Raw genomic sequence first — 21727 nt, forward strand, 5'->3', positions numbered from 1 at the left:
CATGCCCATTTTGATTCCAGGAGCAAACACGATGCCTCACGCCCCTACCCTGCAAAGCTTCATCGCCGGTCGCTGGATCGGCCAACACGGTGCCCAGGTGCTGCGCAGCGCCATCGATGGCCACGAGATTGCGCGCACTCACGAAGAGCGTCCGGATTTCGCCGAAGCCATCGAGCACGGTCGCCGCCAAGGCGTCAGCGGACTGATGGCGCTGGACTTCCAGCAACGAGCCCAGCGCCTCAAGGCCCTGGCCTTGTACCTGAGCGAACGCAAAGAACAGCTCTACGCCATCTCCCGCCACAGCGGCGCCACCCGTGCCGACAGCTGGATCGACATCGAAGGCGGCAACAGCACGCTGTTCACCTATGCCAGCCTCGGTTCCCGCGAACTGCCGTCGGGCAATATCGTCCACGAAGGCCCGGCGATGCCGCTGAGCAAACTCGGCACCTTCGCCGGCACGCACATTCTGGTACCCCGTGGCGGCCTGGCGGTGCACATCAACGCCTTCAACTTCCCGATCTGGGGCATGCTTGAAAAATTCGCCCCGAGCTTTCTCGCCGGCATGCCGTGCATCGTCAAACCGGCCAGCGCCACTAGCTACCTGACCGAAGCCGTGGTACGCCTGATGGACGAATCCGGTTTGCTGCCCGCAGGCAGTTTGCAGTTGATCATCGGCAGCACCGGCGACCTGCTCGATCGCCTGCAAGGCCAGGACGTAGTGACCTTCACCGGCTCGGCCGACACCGCCGCCAAGCTGCGGGTCAATCCGAATCTGATCCGTAACTCGGTGCCGTTCAACGCCGAGGCCGACTCGCTGAACTGCGCGATCCTCGCGCCGGACGTGACGCCGGACGACGAAGAGTTCGAGCTGTTCATCAAGGAAGTCGCCCGGGAAATGACCACCAAGGCCGGGCAGAAATGCACAGCCATCCGCCGCGCCATCGTTCCGGCCAAGCACATCGATGCGGTGGCGACCCGCCTGCGGGATCGCCTGGCGAAAGTCGTGGTTGGCGACCCATCGGTGGAAGGTGTGCGCATGGGCGCGCTGGCCTCTCACGATCAACAGAAAGACGTGGCTGAGCGTCTTGAAAGCCTGTTGCAGAGCAGCGATCTGCTGTTCGGTGCGCGTGACGGTTTCGCACCTCGTGGCGAAAATGTCAGCCAGGGCGCGTTCTTTGCGCCGACGTTGCTGCAGTCGCGCGACCCGCACGCCGAGGGCGGTGCTCACGATATCGAAGCGTTCGGCCCGGTCAGCACCCTGATGGCCTACGACGATCTGGACGAAGCACTGGTCCTGGCCGCTCGCGGCAAAGGCAGCCTGGTGGCCAGTTTGATCACCAAAGACCCGCAGATCGCCGCCAAGGCAATTCCGGTCGCCGCTGCCTGGCACGGGCGCTTGCTGGTGCTGGACCGCGAATCCGCCGCCGAATCCACCGGTCACGGTTCACCCCTGCCACAACTCAAACACGGCGGACCGGGTCGTGCCGGCGGCGGTGAAGAACTCGGTGGTCTGCGCGCCGTGAAGCACTACCTGCAACGCGCGGCAGTGCAAGGCTCGCCGACTATGTTGGCGGCGGTCACCGGCGAATACGTGCGTGGCGCCAAGGTCATCGAAACCGAAGTGCATCCGTTCCGCCGGTTCTTCCAGGACCTGCAGATCGGCGAATCGCTGCTGACTCACCGTCGCACCGTGACCGAAGCCGATCTGGTGAACTTCGGTTGCCTGTCCGGCGATCACTTCTACATGCACTTCGATGACATCGCCGCCAAAGAATCGCAATTCGGCAAACGCATCGCCCACGGTTACTTCGTGCTGTCGGCGGCGGCCGGCCTGTTCGTGTCCCCGGCGCCGGGCCCGGTCCTGGCCAACTATGGCCTGGATACTTTGCGCTTCATCACCCCGGTGGGCATCGGCGACACTATCCAGGCGCGCCTGACCTGCAAACGCAAAATCGACCAGGGCAAAAAGAGCCCGCAAGGCATTCCGCAAGGCGTGGTGGCCTGGGATGTGGAAGTGACCAATCAGTTGGGAGAACTGGTAGCCAGTTACGACATTTTGACCCTGGTAGTGAAGCGCGAGTAGTCGCCACGCCCGCTTCTCAGGCCCCCTCAGACAGGGGATGTCTCGAAGCGGGCGTGTCAAAAGGCCGGGGGCAATACCAAACCTTGACGTCAGGGTCGAAGCGGCGCACTCACTTCATCCCGCGCAGCGGCTGGATTGACAGGCACACGGATCGAGATGCCATACGCAACCAGGCAGCCAAGCCCACAGCTTCCCACCACCAGGCACATGGGCCATGGGGTGCCATCGGCCAGGCGACTGACCCACACACTGGCCAGCGCCCCGCTGGCGAATTGCACCGAAATACCCAGGGCGACACTCGCCCCCGCCTGCCCTGGGAACATGTTCATCAGGCTCGCCGTGCAATTGGCTCCCAGCAAACCCGTGACGCCCATGTACAGCACCATGCAAAGCACAATGCTCGTAAGCCCGCCCCACTGCGTATACCCCGCCACCATCAGCGCCAACGCTGCGACGCCCGCCAGCACGGCCCCCACTCCCAGCATGCGTTGTGGCCCGAAGCGAGTGACCCAGCGGGCATTGATAAAGGTCACCACGATGATGCCGAGAATGTTCAGACCAAACAGCCAACTGAAGGTACGCGGCGAGACACCGAAGTACACGACGTACACAAAGGGTGAGGCGGTGATAAAAGCGAACATGCCGCCAAAGGCCAGTGCCATGCACAGGATCAGCGCCACGGCCCGAGGTTGTCGGACGATGCCCGGGTAAGCGGCGAACGCCCCCTTGAGCGAGGTGCCGCGCGCCTGCGTCGGGAGACTCTCCTTCAGTCCCACGCATACCATTAGCAGGCACAGCCCGCACAGGATGAACAACGCGGCGAATATGGTGCGCCAGCCGTCAATCAGCACCAGCCAGGTACCGATCATTGGCGCGACCAACGTCGCCATCATCGTCAGCAGATGCATCCAGGACAGCACCTTGGCCGCCTGTGCCAGACCGAACAGGTCTCTGGCGATGGCCCTCGCCAGGACCAGCGCGCCGGCCCCGCCAAGTGCCTGGAGAAATCGCCATGCAGTCAGTTGTTCGATGCTGCCGGCAAACAGGCAGCCAAGGGTTGCCAGGCCATAGAGCACGAGACTGCCCAGCAACAGTGGGCGACGCCCATAGCGGTCCGACAGCGGCCCATAGAACAGCATGCCCAGGCACAACCCGGCGAGAAAGGCACTGATCGTGTGTTGCACCTGGGAGGTACTGCTCGACAGGTCAGTGGCGATCTGCGGCAGGCTGGGCAGATAGGTATCGATGGAAAACGGCACAAAGGCCGTCAGCGATGCCAGCAGTGCGATCAGACGTGCCGTGGGTTTCATTGACCCGGGAGCTCAAGGCTTTTGAGAAAGCCTGCGACCAGAGCGTTGAACACCTCGCCTTGATCGTCATGTACATAGTGACTGGCGCCTTCGACCTCCACCGTCCGCACGTACGGATTGCTGGCGCTCATCGCCTGCAGCGTCGAGGGCGGCAGAAAGTCCGAGCGGCCGCCGCGAATGAACAGGGTCGGGCAATCCAGCGCGCGCACCGCCGGCCACAGGTCCGTCGGCTCGATACTCAGGCGCGCCTCGGCAATACCCTGCTGATCATGGCGCCAGGTGATCACGCCCTCGCTCTCTTTCATCGAATGAGCGAGCCTTGACGCCAGGCCCTGTTCCGACAAGCCCGGGCGCGAAGCCTGCCAGAATGCGCGGGCCGCCTCCCAGCTCTCGAACTGCAAAGGCGTCTGGCTCATCTCGCGGCGAATGCGTGCGGCACCATCGCCCTGGCTTGAAGAGCCGGGACCGATGTCCTCAATCATCAAGCCAATCAACCGTCGCGGATTTTGCCGCGCATATTCAAGGGCGTTGGCGCCCCCTAATGAGTGCCCCAGCAATACAAAACGCGACAAGCCAACATGGGCTACAAGGTCTTCAAGGTCCTCGACATACGACTGCGTGTGGTAACTGTCGGGCGAGGCCCAATCACTCAGTCCTCGACCTCGCTGGTCCAAGGCATAGCTGCAATAGCCCGCGCCCAGAGATTGCACCAGCGATTCCCAGGTTTGTGCGTAGGCCCGCAAGCCATGCAATAGCACCAAGGGCACGCCGGTCGACTCACCCCAGCGCAAAAAGTGCAGGCGCAAGCCCGAACGGTTGGTAAAGAAACAGCTGTCAGGAGGCATCGGTTGGTTCCTTTATGCGTGGCTTCGACCGTTCTGGAAACGATCAAACCGATAAGGGCTTGGATCAATGATCGGCGCATGACCGCTGACAAGATCCGCTGCGAGGTGACCTGCCGCCGGCGACGTGCCGAAACCGTGCCCTGAGAAGCCGGTGGCCACGGTCAGCCCCGGAATCTGCGCGACCGGACCAATGACAGGATTCGAATCGGGTGTGACATCAATAGTGCCTGCCCAGGCCTGGGCGATCCGCGCCTGTTCAAACACCGGCCAAGCCGCAATGAGGTTGTTCATTGCATCGTTATTGAGCCGCGGGTTGGCGGCCGGGTCCTGCACCCTGACGCGTTCAAATGGGCTGACGCTGTCGGATTTCCAACGCCGGGCAAGCGCCAGGTCATTGAAAAAAGGTTTACCCAACGACACGTTCAAGACGCTGCGTTGCGCACGGAACTGCGGCATATATTGCTTGGCGAGCAACAGGTGATCGAGTGTCAGGAAGGCATCCAGTTTGCCGCGCTGGGTAATGATGAAGCCGCCGTCCTTGTGCTTGCGAAACGAAAAGTCAGGTGCGCCGACAGCAATTTCAGTCGGCCCCTCCATTGGGTGGGTACGCAGCACCGAGCAAGTCAAGGGCAAGGTCGGCAACGACACACCTAGGTTGCCCAGAAAGCGCCGTGACCACATCCCCCCTGCGAGCAGCACATGATCACAGCGAATCTCACCTTTCTCCGTGACCACGCCACTGACCACACCGGCGGACATCTGCAGCGTACGCACCGCGCACTGCTCGATAATCACCACACCCAAGTCCATGGCAGCCTTGGCGATCGCGCTGCTTGCCAGCGTCGGCTCGGCACGCGCATCGGACGGCGTAAAGATGCCGCCGGCCCAGTCACCCACGCCACCTGGCACCAGCTCGCCAATTTCGCGTTTGCTGAGCAGCCGTGAATCCAGTGACAGATGCTCCACCGACTTGAGCCATCCCTCATGCATCGCCATCTGCGATGGGTTGCGGCCCACGAACATGATGCCCTCCTGGCGATACCCGACATCCGCCCCTACCCGTTCAGGCATCTTCGCCCACAAACGGTCCGCGGCGAGGGCCAGGGGAATATCGGCCGCGTGGCGGCTGGTCTTGCGTACCCAGCCCAGGTTGCGTGACGACTGCTCTCCGGCGATATGGCCTTTTTCCAGCACCACCACCGAGATATTGCGTTCGGCCAATGTCAACGCAGCAGTCAGGCCGATAATCCCGCCGCCAATGATGACGACAGAGGTTGCGGAGGGAAACACGGTAGACGTTTTCACGGGCGCTATTGTGGGTGCCATGATCAAGACTCGGTAATCGAATGAAGTAGGCCGCACCTGCGCACGGCCGCGTGACAGTTACTGCGACAGGCGAATGACTTCAACTTGCGCCTTCGACGCATTGCGATACGCCGTCACTTCCAGCTCAACCTTGTAGACCGTCGACCCCAAGGGTGGACAGGTGACGGTGCTGGCCGGGTCAACGCCGCGAAACTTTTCGCCGATCAGGGCCATCACGGCCGGCACGTCCTTGGGGTCCTGGATGAACACCCGCGAACACACCACGTCCGCCAGGCTCGCATCGACCGCCGCCAGGGCCGCCTCGATGTTGGCGAATACCTGGTGCGTCTGCTCGAGGATATCTTCCGGAATCAGCTTGGTCTGTGGGTTGCGGCCTGCGGTGTTGGACACGTAGATCCAGTTGTCCACGACCACCAGGCGCGAATAGCTGGCCTGTTCTTCAAACGGGGAACCGGTCTTGAGCTTGATGATGTTTGTCATGTGGAATGCCTCTTAAAAATAAGTGATGGATGGCTTAACGCAGAACCGGGGTTTCCCACAGGTTCAAGGTGACACCGATGCCTTTTTCGATGGCGTTGCGGTACACCACCGTGCCCCAGGCCACGTCTTCCACGGGCATGCCGCCCACTGACATGATGATGATTTCTTCATCGTTCCTTCGACCTTGCGCAGCGCCCGCAATGATCTTGCCGATGTCCTCGACTTCATCGAGTTGCATCTTGCCTTCGGCAATCATGTCCATGAAGCGCACGCCAATCACCGGCACGCAGTGATGCGCAGGCTTGGGCAGTTCTTCAAACCAGGCTTGGTAGAGACCGGTGTTGTCCAGCACCTTGCGTACGTCGCGCTGTTCCATCCCGTCGTCAAGGGAGCAGGATGCAGGCATCGCCAGGAAGGCACCTGGCTTGACCCATTCGCGCTTCACAATTGGGTAGGTCGTGGGATCGCCCACCTCACCGGAGCTACAATAAGTAACAAGGTCGGAGTCACGAACCACCGCTTCAAGGGTGTCGACCACTTCGATCGTGGTTATCTGCGGATAGGTTTCCTTAACCCAGGCGATAAAGTTATCGAGGCTCTTCTGGCCACGACCTTTGATCTTCAGTGTGTCGATATGCGGGCATACCGCGATGAATGCCGCCAGTGTGGTCTTGCCCATTACACCTGGACCGAGCAGACCGACGACTTTTGAGTCCTTGCGTGCCAAGTGGCGTGCGCCCACGCCGGGAATCGCACCGGTGCGATAAGCGGACAGCAGGTTGGCCGACATATGGGCCAGCGGTGCGCCGGTGTCGGGGTCGTTCAAGGTAAACATCAGAATCGAGCGCGGCAGGCCTTTTTCGCGGTTGGCGATATTGGAGCCGTACCATTTCACGCCTGCGGTGCAAAAGCTGCCGCCCAGGTAGGCAGGCATGGCCATCATGCGCCGGTCAGCCGTGGGCTTGGGCATGTTCGGGAAGGGCGAATCCTGCGGGAAGATCACCATCGCGCCATGGGAGTCATTGTTCGGCCCAGCCATGCGATAGTCACCGGCATAGAGCAGGCCGAACATCTCTTCCATGGTGTTCACGCACGCCAGCATGTCAGTCACGCCCGCGCGGATCATGTCCTGCTCGGAGAGGTAGATGAAGTCAATTTTTGTATTTGTAGACATAGTAGTTCTCGGGCTGAAGGTGATATCGCTGCGGTAGGCGCAGCTCCACGCTGTCGACGTCGAGTATCAGGGCGCGTTTTTCCGCAGTATTGTAAATTTCGGACATGCCCGGTTGGCCGGCGCGCAATTGTTGGCGTAATTAATGCGTGAAAACTCTCGTATCGCTACTCATCGAAGGTGCAACCATGATCAAACAGTGCGCGCCGCCTCCCAGGCACCACACTGCGAACGAACAGCCCTGGTTCGTGCTCAACTCTTCACGGTATTCGGTCATGCCCTCCGAACACCCGGCGATCTCGCATTTCTATGCCTTCGATGTGGCTCAATCGGCCAACCTGCTGGCCGTGCCGGACGGTTGCGTGGATATTGTTTTCGACTGTGATGCAACTCGCCCTACCGCTCGGATCTGTGGCACGCCGCTGGCTGCCCAAGCGGTCGAGTTACACCAGAACCATCATTACTTCGGCGTGCGCTTTTCACCGGGCGTCATTCCCGGATTTATCAATGTGCTGGCCGAAGAATTGACCGAACGGGAACTCGACTTGCTGGAGGTCTCGGGGTTCGCCCAGCGCATCTTCGAAAGTATCGTTCAAGCTCCGCTGCTGGGCGATCAGATGCGGCTGTTCAACGACTACCTCGCCCCCCGTCTGATGGGTAAAACATCAACACTCACGGCCATGGTCATTCAGCAGGCACTGCGCCACCGCGGTGATATTCGTATTCAGCAACTGGAAGACCTCAGCGGGTACACCAGTCGCACGCTGCACCGACAGTTCAGTCAGGACACCGGCATGTCACCCAAGACCTTTTGCCGAATCATTCGCTGCCAGGCGGCTCTGGACACCCTCAATACCCAACACGATGTGTCGTTTTCGGAGCTGGCCCTCGACCTGGGCTTTTCCGATCAATCGCACTTCCTGCGCGACTTCAAGAAACTGGTCAGTACAACGCCTTGCGACTATCAACGCAAAATGGCCCAGAACGCCTACACCGACCGGATCAACTACGCCTGACCCCCTCCCTTTCAAAAGCAAACGCGCTCCTTCATCCCCCTCGGTAATTCCCTGTATTTCGAATACGGCAAGGCATATCCAGCGAGCCGAGTTGCCAGCTTCGCGTAGCGAAACCGACAATTCATGAGCGCTTGAATATCAGCCTGGAAGAGGAAATCGGGTGGGAGGAAAGCGTCAGCCGCACATGTGGTCTTTAGCGCATTGCCCTGAGCGTTTCGGACGGTGACTCGCCAAACAATTGTCGGTAATGCGCGGCAAAGTGGCTCAGATGAAAAAAGCCCATCGCCATCGCGATCTCACTGATGTTGTGAGTGCAGGCAGAGGTTGTGATCAAGCGGCGTCGCACCGCGTTGAGGCGTAGATTGCGCAGGTATTCGACCGGACGCATTCCGGTCACTGCCTGAAAACTGTTCTGCAGAGTCCGGCGACTCACCCGCAGGTGTTCGCACAGGTCGAGAATGCTCAGTGGTGTATCACCACTGGCATCGATCAGCTCTTGGCAACGCTTCACCAGGTAAGCACTCACGGCGAAATTACCGCGACGACAACGTACCTCATCGGTCGCGTGGCTGAACAAATCGAGGAACGCGCCAAGCAGTTCTTCCTCCAGCATTTTCTCGGCGGTTGAGTTGATAGCGTCCGTCTGTTCCAGAAGGTGACGAAACAGCGGGTGAATGCGCTGACGTATTCGCAACAGTAACGCGTCATCCACGCTGAGTTGGGATGTGGTCTTCATGCGCTTGAGCTGATCGTCAGACAATTCAAAAGCGGCCAGTTTGGCGAAGCGCACCGCATCGACATTGAGCGCGAAGAAGTGCATGCCTTCAGGGGCGTGCAACACAAACTCCTCGCCGTCACGCAACAGCACCACGCTGTGAGTGCCCACCTGTTGCCCCTGCACCACCGGCGCGCAGCCTAACGACATGGCCGCGCACAGCCGACCTTTCGGCGCATAGCCGCGCTGTACCACGCGTTTGTCCAGCACTTCCTGGAAGATTTGAAAGCGGTCAGAGGACAACTGCCGCAGCTCGCTGGTCAGGCAGCCACGGCCGAGTTGGTCATACACTTGCCGCCAGCCCTGGATGGAGCCAGCGTGTTGTTGAGGGTCATTGAAGGTTCGAACTTCAGCGAACATGGTCGTCGTTCCTCGGTGGCCCCGTTTGTTTATCGGCCTGAAAGGGACTCTGTCATCCGTGACGGCAGCTATCGTTCACACAGGGGCGGCGTCCGCCGTGAAAACCAAAGCCAGTTCCATGCCAAGCATGTGCAGGCAGTACTTGGCGGGCTGAATATTCATCGGCGGCAACAACGCACCGGAGAGCACAACTTGCCCAGCCTCCACACGTTGACCGTCGGCCAACAGACGCCGAATCAGCCAGCACAGATTGGCCAGCGGGCCGTCCTCCCGATCGTGCGTATCACCGTTACCGCAGAGCGCGCCGTCGCACTCCAGGCTATACGCTACAGCGACGTGGTGTACAGGATCGAAAGGGATGCGCGGTCCGAGACAATAAAGCCCCGCCGCCGCATTGTCGGCAAGAAAGGCGCCCACTCCGAAATCCCAGCCCTGCCAACGGCAGTCGGCGATCTCGAACGCGGGTGCTACGTCGCCGATGGCTGCCAGAATATCCCCGTCACGGTAGTCCCCCGGCGCGAGGGCACGCCCCAGCACAAACGCCAATTCGACCTCCAGCTTGGGCTGGATCAACCGCGAGAATGCCACCGCGGTACCCGGCTCGACGATCATGGTATCCGTCAGGCCGCCATACACCGGTTCGTCAAGGCCAAAGCGTTTTTGCGCGGCGCTGCCGGCGAAGGCGACCTTCCACCCGCTCAGTCGCTCGCCTGCGGCCTGGCGGTGGTCCAGCGCTTCGCGCTGTAGCGCATAACCCGCAAGCCGATCTATCGCCTCGGGGGCCAGTGGCGCAATGGCTTGCACCGTGCGTGTCGCCTGATGTAGCCGGTTCAGTAGCGCGTTGCCGCTGTTCATGACAGTTGCTCCGCCAGTTTGCGCAGCACACCTTCAAGCCTCTCTGGTGTGGTAATGGCGGCGACAAACCGGTCCGGACGCACCACTACGATGCAGTCACGCACCTTGGAGAACCATTCACCCAGGCGATTATCCACGTCCTCCACGCTGATCGCGTCCGAGGCCGTCAACGGCTGGCCACGTCCGATGCCACTGCGCGAACGATTGACCTGAATAAAACGCGTGTCCCAGCGTGCCCAATAAGCGGCCATTTCCTCGCTGAGTTGTTCGCGCGGGTTCACCCGATAACCCAGCACCGCATAGGAATTGCCAAGCACCTCATCCAGGCGACAACGCTGGCCCTGGGCGTCTTCGATGTATGGTTGAACAAACAGCTGGCCGACCAGATCGTCCTCGCGCAACTCGGCACGCTCGTGATAGACCAGGCCCTTGGTGATGGTGGCCTTGGGTTTGAATTTGAACTCCAGCAGGTGTGAGCGCAGGTTGTCGACAGTGTTCACTGCCTGGAACAACCAGTCGCGCACGCCGGCCATCAGCGGGTTGGTCATTCCCAGTACCGCGCCCATGTTGTCGGCCAGGGCCACCAGCTCGGTGGCATGCCCACGGCGCTCCTGGTCGTAGCTGGCGAGGATCGAGTGCGAGGCACGGCCCTGGATGATCGCCGCCAGTTTCCAGGCCACGTTAGCCACGTCCCTCAGCCCGGAATTGAGGCCCTGCCCGGCCCAGGGTGGAGAAATATGCGCGGCATCGCCCACCAGCGCCACACGCCCTTCGACAAACCGCACCGCAACCCTGGAGTGGTGGGTATAGGCTCGGATGCGGATGATGTTCAACTGATCGACCGCGTTGCCGATATGCCCACGGATCAACTCGCGAATGGTGCTCTCGTCACACATCTTCGCCTCATCTTCGCCTTCCAGGAGCATGAACTCCCAGCGGCGTTGCTGATACGGCAGATAGATGCACACGAAGGGCCGTTCCGGGTCGGCATGCAGTGCGGTGTAGGGTGCATCGAGGGTGTCATTGGCCGTATCGACCACCACCCATTTGCGCGCATGTGTCAGCCCCGACAGCTCGATACCGAGCTTTTTACGCACAGTAGAGCGTCCGCCATCGGCGCCGATTACATAGTCAGCCCGCAGTTGATAAATCTCGCCTTGAGCATCGCGCACCTGCAATGTCACGCCCTGCCCGTCCTGCTCGAGTTCGAGCATTTCATGGCCTTGGCGCAACACAACGCTGGCACGCTGCTCCAGGGTTTCGCGCAACGTGCCTTCCAGCAACTGCTGCATGAAAATATTGCGCATTGGCCAGCCGTAATGGGCCGTACTCGGCTTGACCTCGGCGAAACACACGCCGCGAGCATTGTAATAGCGCAGCGGTACATCGCAGATCATGTCGCGCACAGCGAGTTCGGCAATGCCGATTCCCTGCAACACGCGCAGTGCTTCATCATCCATGCCCACTGCGCGCGGGTAAGGCAGTACGCCGTCGGCAAGTTCAAGGACGACGCAGTCGATACCGTACATCCCCATATAGTGTGCGGCCGTGATCCCGTTAGGGCCGCCGCCGACAATGACAACTTGGGTCTTCTCCTGCTTCATCGCTATTCACCGCTTTCTTGTTGTGTTTTTAATTCGACGCCGCTAAAGCCATGCGCCTGAAATCAGTGCAGCCCATCAATACCTTTGACGTCCGCCGCCTGCAGACCGCCCAGCCGCGCATGCAAGCGCCCGCGCGTGGCGAAGGCCCAGATCACGATCACCTCATCCGGCGCGGGGCCGTCGCCAAACATCAGGGATATGCTGTCGTAATGGGAGCGTACATACAGTGCATCCTTGTGGGCCAACGGCACATCAATGGTTGAACCCGGGCCGCCCCGTTTGCCGGTGGACGGCACCCAGGATTTGCCCCCGCCCAGCGCCAGGCGCACCGGATCGGCAGCCGGGTTGGTCAGGAACGCATTGCCGTGTTCGTATTCGCCCTGGCTGCCCACCATGCAAGCTTTACCGTAGCTGACAATATCCCGCGAGCCGGCCAGCGCCTGAATGCGACGACCGAACTCTTCGCCCAACAGCGGCGACGGTTCTATCAGCTCTGTCAGCGACTCGCTGTAGCGACCGGCATAGGGGTTGGCGATCACGGCGGCGACGGCATATTTGAACAGCGGCTCGCCATCGGCCAACTGGCCACTTTCGTTCGCCAGGGTTTCTTCGACAAAGCTGTACCACTTGCGGATGTGATACGAAGCAAAATTTGCGGTTTTCATCAGGGTTGCCTCAAAGCGGGTCTAGTGGATCCAGTGGATCCAGGTTGAAATGTCGGCTTGGCGCGCCAGCGGCCTTGAACCGGGCCTTGCCGAGCGCATCGTCGTGTTCGGTTTCAAGGAAAAATTCCATGCGATTACCGTCAGGATCGTTGAAATACACACCATTACCGATTTCGTGATCGGTGATCTTCACAACCTCGACGCCCTTGCCCAGCAACATTCCGTAGAGCTGGCGCAAGGTGGTCATGTCCCCGGCGATTTCCAATCCATAGTGTTGCAACCCCAACCCGCCCTGATGGGCGCCGGGCTCTGCACGAAGCAAGGCGATGTCGTGATGTTTGGTACCAAACGCCATCATGACCCAGCTTTCGCCCCGGGCACTTTCATGCATGCCCAGGATGTCGGCGTACCAGCGTGCCGACACATCAGGATCACTTACCGAGAGCGATAAGTGAGTACGAAGGATTTCGACTTTCATCGCGTGATACCTCAGCTTTTTTTGACCACGGATTGATGCCCTGCCTTGATCTGCGCCACTGCGGGGGTCCAGAGCACGTCAGCGATCTCACTGAATTCGCGCCACTGTTTCTGCCAGCCATCACCGCCATTCTCGGAGGTGAACAAATGCCCATACTTGGTTCCCGCAACGATCTGTCGCGGGTTTTCCGGGTTGAAGGCAATGGCCCAGACGCAGGAATTGGGTTGTTGCGACAGGGGCAACACTTCCCAGCTGAGCGCAGCATCACGGGACACCAGGATCTTGCTGGTGGTACCGGGTGTGCCATCGGAAATACTCAGGTACAGGTCGCTTTGCGTGCCCAACGGCGCGTTCATGGCGCGCATGTAATACAAGCCGAACACTTCTCGACCGATAATGCCGGTCCAGGTCAGCCCTTCATCCAGGCTGCGGTAGACGGCGTTGACGCAGACCACCACGATGACTTTCTGGCCGTGATTAGGCAGTACCAGAATGTTGTGGACATCCGAGTTGTAGTCCCACAGCAGTCGATCATCGACGCGCGTCCAGCTGTCGCCACCGTCACGGGAGTGGAATAACCCACCCTCTTCAAGGCCGAACCATAGCTGGTTGCGGTCGGTCGGGTCATAGGCGAAAGCCAGCAGCCGTGGGCGGCTGACCCCGTCGCAGAACTCCGGAATCTCCACCGGTGCTCGATCCCAACTGAGACCACCGTCCAGGGTCCGCCACAGTACGGCGCGCGAAGGTGCGCCAGTGCCGACGAAAATCCGTTGCGCGTCCTGCGGATCGACGGCGACTTTCCAGACCGTCTGCCCGTTGAACGGCGCATCGACCCGCTGCCAATGGCCGCCAGTGTCGCGGCTGACACACAAGCCTACGTCCGTACCGGCGTAGATCACCTCAGGCTCGTCGGGGTGCACACTCAAGGATCGAGTGATCGCGTCGAATTCCAGGTCCTGCCCCAGGCCCAGGCGATGCCAGGTACGGCCATCGTCGGCGCTGCGGATTACCGCTTGACCTACGGTGGCAACTAAAAGGGTGCCGTTACTCATCGCTGTTGCTCCTCAGATGAAGATGCCACGGGTCAGTCCACCGTCGATACCGATGGATTCGCCGGTCACTGCACTTGCCTTGGGCGACGCCAGGAAACCAATCAGCCAGCCCATCTCCATCGGTGCCAGGGTGCGGCGAATCGGCGTCGCGTCGATGTAGGCTTGCTCAACCTGTTCCGCAGTCTTGCCTTGCTTGATCGCTTCGCGCTCGTACAGCTCCTGGATGTGCGGGGTATCCACCACGCCAGGGTGGATCAAGTTGACCGTGATCCCCGAAGGGCCCAATTGGTCCGAGAGGGTTTTGGTCATGTGGGCGATCGCCAGGTTGCGCATCCCCGAGAGAACTTTGCTGCTGCGCCCGGTGAGGCCGCCGATGTTGATGATGCGACCGAAGCCGCCGGCCTTCATGTGCGGGGTCACAGCCTTGGCGCAACGGAAGTAGCCGATCACCTTGGTGTTGAGATCCGACAGCAACTCATCGTCGCCGGCATGCTCAATGTCATTGCGCACCACGCCGGACGGCGCTGCTGCACCGTTGACCAGGATGTCGATGCGGCCGAAGTGTTTGTGCGCCGCTTCGACCATGTCAGACACGGCCGACATCTGATTGGTGTCGCAGTACAGCGGCAGTACTTCGTTGCCGGTCTGAGCCGTGATCTCTTCGGCAGCCTGTTGGAGAAACTCCATGCGGCGTGCGCAGATCACCACCTTGCAGCCCTCTTCGGACAGAAAACGTGCGACTTCCTTGCCGATACCCATACCGCCGCCGGTGACGATGGCCACGCGGCCTTTCAATTCCAGATCCATAGCATTTCCTCTTTTGATTATTCGAATCAGGCCAGATCGACGAAGACGCTCTTGGTCTCGGTGTAGGCATCGATCACGTTTTTACCCATTTCCCGGCCCCAGCCGGATTGCTTGTACCCGCCGAACGGCGAAGCCGCGTCGACCACGTTCCAGCAGTTGATCCAGACCGAGCCCGCCTTGAGCTGCGCCGCTACGCGATGCGCCGAGCGCAGGTCGCGGGTCCAAAGACCCGCCGCGAGGCCATAGGGCGAATCGTTGGCGCGCAGCACAAGGTCGTCGATTTCGGTCCAGCTCATGACGGTCAGCACCGGACCGAAGATTTCTTCGCGGGCGACACAGGCACGCTCGGCGCGATCAAGGAACACGCTGGGCGCAATAAAGTGGCCGCGCTCCAGGTGGGCGGGACGGCCGCCACCGCAGATCAGTTCGGCGCCCTCCTCCTGACCACGTTGCAGGTAGCCTTTGACCGTGCTCAATTGGCGGCCCGACACGAGTGGGCCCATGCTGGTGGCCGGGTCCAAACCATTACCGAGCACATGGGCGGTGGCATGCCGCTCAAGTTCTTCGAGCACCTGATCGAGCACACTGGCGTGTACGTATAAACGTGAGGCAGCCGTGCACACCTGGCCCTGGTTGTAGAAGATGCCATCGGCCGCACCTTTGGCGGCGCGCACGATATCGGCGTCCGGCAAGATGATGTTCGGCGACTTGCCGCCCAATTCCAGCGAGACCTTTTTCATGTTGCTGGTGGCCGCCTGAGCGATCAGCCGACCGACCTGGGTCGAGCCGGTAAAGGCAATTTTGTCCACGTCGGGATGCTGCGCCAGTGGCGCGCCCGTTTCAGCGCCAAGGCCGGTGATCAGGTTGACCACCCCCGCTGGAAACCCGGCGGCCTCGATCAACTGCACCAGTCGAATCGCAACCAGCGGCGTTTGCTCGGCGGGCTTGAGCACCGCGACACAACCTGTCGCCAGCGCTGGGCCAAGCTTCCACACGCACATGTTCAACGGGAAGTTCCACGGTACGATCAGCGCGCACACACCCACCGGTTCACGCAAGGTGTAGTTGAGCATCGGCGCACCGCTGGCCGGCGATACAGGGAGCGTGCTGCCTTCGATCTTGGTCGGCCAGCCAGCGAAGTAGCGAATGATGGTCGCCGCACTGGCCGCTTCCCCTCGGGCGGCTGAGAGGGGTTTGCCGTTCTCCAGCGTGATCAACTGCGCCAGCTCCTCGCGGTGCTTATCCAGCAGGTCCGCCAGTCGAAACAGCAGCAGACCGCGCTGGGCGGGCGACTGCAACGCCCAGGCGCCGGTGAACGCTGTGCGGGCTGCCGCAACGGCCGCATCTACGTCACGCGCGTCGCCTTGGGCCACTTCCGTCAGGGTTTCTTCAGTCGCCGGGTTTTCCACGGCAAACCGCCGGCCAGCGGCGGCGTCCTGCCAACTGCCACCGATAAACAGGCGGCCAGGCTGGGACAGAAAATGTTGCACAGCAGGTAGCACTTCGAACTGTTTCATCATCGACTCCTTCACAGCGCCATTTCGATCAGGCAAGGACCACCGTCGGCATTGGCATTGGCCAGCGCCCGTTGCAGTTCGGCATTGGTTTGCACCGTGCAGGCCGGCACGCCGTAGCCTTTGGCCAGGGCCTTCCAGTCAATCCGTGGACTATCGAGTACCGTGAGGCGCAGGGCTTGCGGGTCCATTTCGGTCATGCCGAAACGACGCAGCTCGTTCTGCAAAATGGCGTAGCGATGGTTGGCGGCAATCAGGATCACCACCGGTAACTGCTCGCGGGCGACGCTCCACAGGGTTTGGATGGTGTACTGGGCACTGCCGTCGGATTGCAGGCAGAACACGCGGTTGCCCCGCTCCGCCAAGGCGGCTCCGAACCCCACTGGAATGCCCTGGCCGATCGCACCACCGGTATTGGTCAACACCCGGTGCCGCGCGGCGCCGGCGGAGGCGGTGAAAAACGGATAGCCGCAGGTGCCGCCTTCCACGGAGACAATACTGTCGGCCGGCAGCGATGCGGCCAACACCTGGCCGATGGACTGAGGTGTGAGCTCGGCATGGCCGGGCGGCAGTTCGATGCCCATCGGCGTCGGCACGTAGGCCGGTGCATTGAGGGCATCGGCCAGTGCCGTCAGCGCGCCGGCTACATCGTCACCGACATCGGCCAACGTCAGCAGACGCTCACGCTCGGCGAGGCGCGACGGTATGCCTTCGTAGCCGAAATAACTGATGGGCTCCGGCACCCCGGCACACACGACCTGGTCGTACTGCTCGAGGATTTCAATGGCCACTTCCGGGAAATACGGCAGGCGATCCAGGTTTGGCAAACCACCGCCACGGTAGCTGAGCCGTGGAAAGGTCTCGGCAAACATGCGCACGCCAGGCAGTTGGGCCAGGCGCCCCGCTGCTTCCAGACCCGCGACCGACAACCCCTCATCCCCGACAATAAACACCAGGCGCTGCCCGTCACGCAGGGCCTGCGCCACCGTCTCGACCCGGTCACCGGCAAACCGGCGAACCGGCGCTCGCATCGGGGCGAACACACCGTTGTGCGTCACCGCGCTGGCTTGCAGGTCCATGGGCAGAATCAGGCTGGCGATCTGCCCTTTGGCCTGCCAGGCCGCCCGCACCGCTTCCTGCAAATCTTCGCCGATACCCGACGCCGTGCGCGAGGTGCGCACCCAACCGGAGACAGTCCCGGCCAAGGCCTGGATGTCACTGGCCAGCGGCGGATCGTAGTTGACATGCCATGACGCGTGATCGCCGATCACGTTGACGATGGGGGTATTGGCACGACGCGCGTTGTGCAGGTTGGCGATGCCATTGGCAAACCCGGGACCCAGGTGCGTCAGGGTCATCGCCGGCTTGCCGGCAATCCGGCCATACCCATCCGCCGCCCCCGTGCACACCCCTTCGAACAACGACAACACCGGCTTCAGTGCAGGTGCGCTGGCCATGGCCGCCACCAATGGAATTTCGGTGGTTCCGGGGTTGGCGAAGCAGTATTCGATACCGCTTGCCGCTGCCGCATTCACTATCAGTTGCGCACCATTCATTTTCAGCCCTCTTGCTTGAGCATTTGCAGTGATGAGATTTATCACACATAAATATTCACTCAACAAGTATTAAATTCATGTTTATCTCGTTTTATGAGATTTACGTGATTTTATTTGCACTAGAAAAGCTGTGGAGATTGCGTTTTTCTCTCACTGAGGTAGTGTTGCGCCAGCGTTTGGCGCTCCTGCGAGATGTCTGGTCTACGCCGGAACGAAGCACGCGCCCTTCCCCCGTCTCTAGGAACGAAATGAGCAGCCTGAGCAAATTGCTGAGTGTCTTGGACCTGTTCGGTCCACAGACATTGAAGATCGACCCCGACACCATTGCCGAGCGCATGGGCCTGTCACGCGCGACCGTGTACCGCTACGTCAAGGATTTGTGCGACGCCGGCCTGCTGACCCGCGTGGACGCCGGCAGTTATGGTTTGGGGCCGCGAGTCATCGAACTGGACTGGATGATGCGTCAGTACGACCCTATCCTCCTTGCCGGGCGCGAGTTGATGCACGAGCTGTCCGCGCAAACCGGCCTGGCGGTGTTTGCGAGCGTTTTTTATGACGGTCGTATCATCAATACCTACATCGCCGAACCCACCGACACCTACCTCTTTGCGTTCGGGCGCGGGCAACCGCTGCCATTCTTTCGCGGCGCGCAATCCAAGGTGTTGATCGCCTTTCAGAAAGGTCGGCGTTTGCAACGCTTGTTCGACGAGCACATGGCCAACGACCCGGACTGCCCTTATGACTGGCCGAGCTTTTCCAAGGCCGCGAAAAAAATTCGCAAGGACGGTTACTGCCTCACCCATGATGAACTCAACCTGGGCTTGACCGGCATCGCCGCGCCCATCATCCAGCCGGACATCGACGAAGTGGTTGGCAGCCTGTCCGCCGTCGGCAGCACTCAGAGCTTCAAGCTGCTGCGTCAGGAAACAGTGATCGAAATGGTGATGGATACCACTCGGCGCATCGCCGAAAACATGCGCAATCAGTCGAACACCACCGCGCCCTAGCCTATGGATAAGCCGCCGGTCCCTTGCCGTGGACGCGGCGAATGTGCGGTCAGAACGGAACAGCCACCGACAATTGGCTGTACACGTTGGTGCCATTGCCGCCGACTTGATTGCCACCCGTGGTTGAGTCCTGATCGGGTTTGTAGAGGCCAATCAGCGGGGTAATGATCAAGTGCGGGTTGACTGCCCATTCGGCGTAGATATCCAGCTCACGGGCATTAAGGTTCAGCGCATTACTTTTACGCACCGTGTCGAAATCGAAGTACAGCGCGCCCAAGGTCAGGTTTTCCAGCGGCGTGGCCTTTAGTCCGACGTGCTGAATGCTGGTATTGCTGTTGAACGGCCCGGCGTAGTTGCCGGCGACTTCGCCCTGAAACCAGGTGCCGTAGCCCATGCTCAAGCCAGTGAACAGCGGATCCCATTTCTGTGAATAGCGGGTATAGCGATAGGTCAACTTGGGCGCCCAGGCGGTATCGGCGAAGGTGTAGCCCGCTTCGCCGTACCAGGCTTTCTCCGGCCCGGCGTCCTTGTCCTGCCAGGCGTATTCGAATGCCAGGCTGACGTTCTTGATGCCCGCATCGCCTTCACCGCGAACGCTATAGACGTTCATGCCTTTGCGCTGGCGTTGAAAATCGCTAGCCCATTGATCGTTCACGTCGATGCCGTGTATCCAGGTCAACCCGATCGTACCTGGCTGGGTGGTGTAATCCAGCGTGCCGGCGGCCAGTTCGGTTTCGGCCTGGACGCGGTTGTCGGATTTGAGCCACACCAGACTGCCGTGCAGGCCGTCTTGCCCACCCAGGCGCAAAAGCGCGGTTTGATCGAACGCATGCCGTGCAGCCAGGTAGTAAGCGCCCCCACGGTTCATCTTGCCATCGGCCGGGCCCTTGCCCAGGTTCAGTCCGTCATCGTTGATCAGGAAACCTCGGCCCAGCTTGACCACTTGGCGCCCGCCGGAAATATCGACCCCGTCCTTGCCCAACGCAGGGAACAGGTCGCCGGAGCGCCAGCCCAGGTAGGCGTCTTCGATCTTTGTTGTGCGCTCGGTCCCCAGAGAATTGCCGCCTGGGTCGCCGTCGCCCCAAGTGGCGGAGCTGACCAGGGCGAACGCCCCATACGCGGTGCCATTGCCTGCCAAGGACTGGTCGCCACTCAAGCCGTATTTGATAAAGCCTTCGCGCCAGGTAGATCCCCCGGGTGTGCCGTCGTAGTTCTTGCGACTATTGAACAGGCCGAACACGGCGGTCATGTCTGCGTTGAGGTGCCGGCTCTGATCACTGTACAACTCATAGGCCTGGGCCTGACTGATGGCGCATAGCACCAATGTGCACACAAGCGTGCTACCGAACACGGGATGAAGTGATGGATTGCGCATGGCTCAAGCTCCTTGTGGTGCGCCTTTATAAGGCTGTCTTAGGTATTGGCGAGACATCGGTGCAGCAGCGCGGCACCGATTTCGCGGGGGGGCTAGCAGCAGGTGGCAAGCGCCGCTTCGAGCGCAGAAACAATCAGGCCAGCCTCGTCGGACGTCAGGGTCAACGGCGGCGAGAGGATGATCTTGTTGCCTATCGGACGCACCAGCACGCCCGCACGCCGCACTTCGTCAGCGATCCGCAACGGCTGGCCGCCTGCCGGGTTGAGCGGTTGGCGCGTGGTTTTGTCGGCAACCAGGTCCAAGGCAATCATCAAGCCCTTGCCGCGCACTTCGCCCACGACGTCATAACGTTCGGTCAACGGTGCGAGTTGCTCGAGCAATTGCGCGCCGACCTTGGCGGCGTTGCCCGGCAGATCCTCGGCTTCGACAATATCGAGTACCGCCAGGGCGGCCGCACACGCAGTCGGGTGACCGCTGTAGGTGTAGCCATGCATGATCACGCTGCTGAAACCCGGGCCGCTCTCGATCCCATCGACGATGCGTTGGTTGAACAGCGTGGCACCCAGCGGGATATAACCGGCAGTGATGCCTTTGGCCAGGCACAGGATGTCCGGCGCGACGCCCCAGCCGCGACTGCCGAGCATGCAGCCCGTGCGGCCGAAGCCGGTAACCACTTCGTCGGCGATCAACAGAATCCCGTGGCGATCACACACCTCACGCAAGCGCGGCCAGTAATCGGCTGGCGGTACGATCACCCCGCCTGCGCCTTGCACCGGCTCGGCGATCAACGCCGCAATAGTCTGCGCACCCAGCAATGCGATCTGATCCTCCAGCTGACGAATACAGTGCGCAGTCAGCGCTTCGGGATCACGGCAATCCCAGGGATTGCGATACAACCACGGCGTGTCGAGCAAATGGCAGCCGGCCAACAGTTGGCCGTGGTTGTAGTGGTAAACGCCATTGCCTCCCACCGATGTGCCGCCCATGTGCACACCGTGATAACCGTTACGCAGAGACAGGAAACGCGTACGCCCCGGATCGCCGCTGGCGATCCAGTATTGACGCGCCATTTTCAGCGCGGTTTCCACCGCATCGGAGCCGCCGGAACTGAACAGCACCCGTGTCATGCGCTCCTGGGCAAACATGGCGGTCAACCGTTCGGCCAGATCAAACACCCGAGGGTGGGCAATGCCGTCGAAGGTCTGGTAATACGCCAGCTCGTCCAGCTGCGCGGCGATTGCAGCTTTGACGCTCGCGCGGTTGTGCCCAATGTTGACGTTCCATAGCCCGCCCACACCATCGAGCATGCGATGGCCGTCGATGTCGGTGATGTAGTTGCCGTCACCACGGGCGATGATCAACGTTTTGGAGCGTTGCGCCGGAGCGCTGGAACTCATGGGGTGCCAGAATTTCTTCTCGGCGGTCTTGTATTTTTCGTACATGATCAA

General features: G+C 60.8%; 19 protein-coding genes. 3 read left to right on the top strand and 16 right to left on the bottom strand.

The window, feature by feature from the left end:
• Positions 1–31 precede the first annotated feature (31 nt).
• A complete protein-coding gene (gene paaZ / locus DFS28_RS10540; RefSeq protein ID WP_111449692.1) occupies positions 32–2083 on the top strand; it encodes a phenylacetic acid degradation bifunctional protein PaaZ in 2052 nt (683 codons plus the stop codon).
• 89 nt (positions 2084–2172) lie between these two features.
• Here paaZ and DFS28_RS10545 read toward each other — a convergent pair whose 3' ends face one another.
• From DFS28_RS10545 to DFS28_RS10565, 5 genes are read right to left on the bottom strand one after another with little or no spacing between them, the layout of a single operon-like run.
• Entirely contained in the window at positions 2173–3393 is a 1221-nt protein-coding gene (locus DFS28_RS10545) for a multidrug effflux MFS transporter (RefSeq protein ID WP_111449693.1), read from the bottom strand.
• Positions 3390–4238, bottom strand: a complete 849-nt coding sequence (locus DFS28_RS10550) for an alpha/beta fold hydrolase (protein ID WP_111449694.1) — start codon at positions 4236–4238, stop codon at positions 3390–3392. The genes DFS28_RS10545 and DFS28_RS10550 overlap by 4 nt, the downstream gene beginning before the upstream one ends.
• A 12-nt stretch (positions 4239–4250) precedes the next feature.
• Positions 4251–5564 carry an FAD-binding oxidoreductase gene (locus DFS28_RS10555; protein WP_111449695.1) on the bottom strand — a complete coding sequence of 438 codons (1314 nt, stop codon included), beginning with the start codon at positions 5562–5564 and terminating at the stop codon, positions 4251–4253.
• A 57-nt stretch (positions 5565–5621) separates the two neighbouring features.
• Positions 5622–6044, bottom strand: coding sequence for a RidA family protein (locus DFS28_RS10560; RefSeq protein ID WP_111449696.1), 423 nt, complete (start codon positions 6042–6044; stop codon positions 5622–5624).
• A gap of 34 nt (positions 6045–6078) precedes the next feature.
• Positions 6079–7218, bottom strand: a complete 1140-nt coding sequence (locus tag DFS28_RS10565) for a tyramine oxidase subunit B (protein WP_111449697.1) — start codon at positions 7216–7218, stop codon at positions 6079–6081.
• 185 nt (positions 7219–7403) lie between these two features.
• Between DFS28_RS10565 and DFS28_RS10570 the strand changes: the two genes are divergently transcribed.
• Positions 7404–8231: a helix-turn-helix domain-containing protein gene (locus DFS28_RS10570; RefSeq protein WP_111449698.1), complete on the top strand. Its 828-nt coding sequence runs from the start codon at positions 7404–7406 to the stop codon at positions 8229–8231.
• Positions 8232–8424: 193 nt separating this feature from the next.
• Here the strand turns inward: DFS28_RS10570 and DFS28_RS10575 are convergent, their stop codons facing one another.
• From DFS28_RS10575 to DFS28_RS10615, 9 genes are all read right to left on the bottom strand, one after another.
• Positions 8425–9366 carry a helix-turn-helix domain-containing protein gene (locus DFS28_RS10575; protein ID WP_111449699.1) on the bottom strand — a complete coding sequence of 314 codons (942 nt, stop codon included), beginning with the start codon at positions 9364–9366 and terminating at the stop codon, positions 8425–8427.
• A 75-nt stretch (positions 9367–9441) separates the two neighbouring features.
• A complete protein-coding gene (locus DFS28_RS10580; RefSeq protein WP_111449700.1) occupies positions 9442–10221 on the bottom strand; it encodes a 2-keto-4-pentenoate hydratase in 780 nt (259 codons plus the stop codon).
• Entirely contained in the window at positions 10218–11825 is a 1608-nt protein-coding gene (locus DFS28_RS10585; protein ID WP_111449701.1) for a bifunctional 3-(3-hydroxy-phenyl)propionate/3-hydroxycinnamic acid hydroxylase, read from the bottom strand. Before DFS28_RS10585 ends, DFS28_RS10580 begins: the two co-directional genes overlap by 4 nt.
• Positions 11826–11887: 62 nt before the next feature.
• A complete protein-coding gene (locus DFS28_RS10590; protein WP_111449702.1) occupies positions 11888–12490 on the bottom strand; it encodes an amino acid synthesis family protein in 603 nt (200 codons plus the stop codon).
• 10 nt (positions 12491–12500) lie between these two features.
• Positions 12501–12968, bottom strand: coding sequence for a VOC family protein (locus DFS28_RS10595; protein ID WP_033062022.1), 468 nt, complete (start codon positions 12966–12968; stop codon positions 12501–12503).
• 11 nt (positions 12969–12979) lie between these two features.
• On the bottom strand, positions 12980–14020 hold the full coding sequence (locus DFS28_RS10600; protein WP_111449703.1) for a YCF48-related protein: 1041 nt from the start codon (positions 14018–14020) through the stop codon (positions 12980–12982).
• 12 nt (positions 14021–14032) lie between these two features.
• Positions 14033–14827 carry an SDR family NAD(P)-dependent oxidoreductase gene (locus DFS28_RS10605; RefSeq protein ID WP_111449704.1) on the bottom strand — a complete coding sequence of 265 codons (795 nt, stop codon included), beginning with the start codon at positions 14825–14827 and terminating at the stop codon, positions 14033–14035.
• Between the two features lie 26 nt (positions 14828–14853).
• Positions 14854–16344: an aldehyde dehydrogenase family protein gene (locus DFS28_RS10610; RefSeq protein WP_111449705.1), complete on the bottom strand. Its 1491-nt coding sequence runs from the start codon at positions 16342–16344 to the stop codon at positions 14854–14856.
• 11 nt (positions 16345–16355) lie between these two features.
• A complete protein-coding gene (locus DFS28_RS10615) occupies positions 16356–17897 on the bottom strand; it encodes an acetolactate synthase large subunit (protein ID WP_111449706.1) in 1542 nt (513 codons plus the stop codon).
• Between the two features lie 248 nt (positions 17898–18145).
• On the opposite strand from DFS28_RS10615, the gene DFS28_RS10620 reads away from it, so the two are divergent.
• The gene (locus DFS28_RS10620) at positions 18146–18904 is read left to right on the top strand and encodes an IclR family transcriptional regulator (RefSeq protein WP_033062017.1); all 759 of its coding nucleotides are present in this window, start codon (positions 18146–18148) and stop codon (positions 18902–18904) included.
• Positions 18905–18953: 49 nt separating this feature from the next.
• Here DFS28_RS10620 and DFS28_RS10625 read toward each other — a convergent pair whose 3' ends face one another.
• Together DFS28_RS10625 and DFS28_RS10630 are read right to left on the bottom strand one after the other, a co-directional pair.
• Entirely contained in the window at positions 18954–20279 is a 1326-nt protein-coding gene (locus tag DFS28_RS10625) for a hypothetical protein (protein ID WP_178082205.1), read from the bottom strand.
• 92 nt (positions 20280–20371) lie between these two features.
• Complete coding sequence (locus DFS28_RS10630) at positions 20372–21721, bottom strand: aminotransferase class III-fold pyridoxal phosphate-dependent enzyme (RefSeq protein WP_111449906.1); 1350 nt, start codon at positions 21719–21721, stop codon at positions 20372–20374.
• Positions 21722–21727 lie beyond the last annotated feature (6 nt).

Source organism: Pseudomonas sp. 478 (assembly GCF_003254125.1).
Classification (GTDB): Bacteria; Pseudomonadota; Gammaproteobacteria; order Pseudomonadales; family Pseudomonadaceae; genus Aquipseudomonas.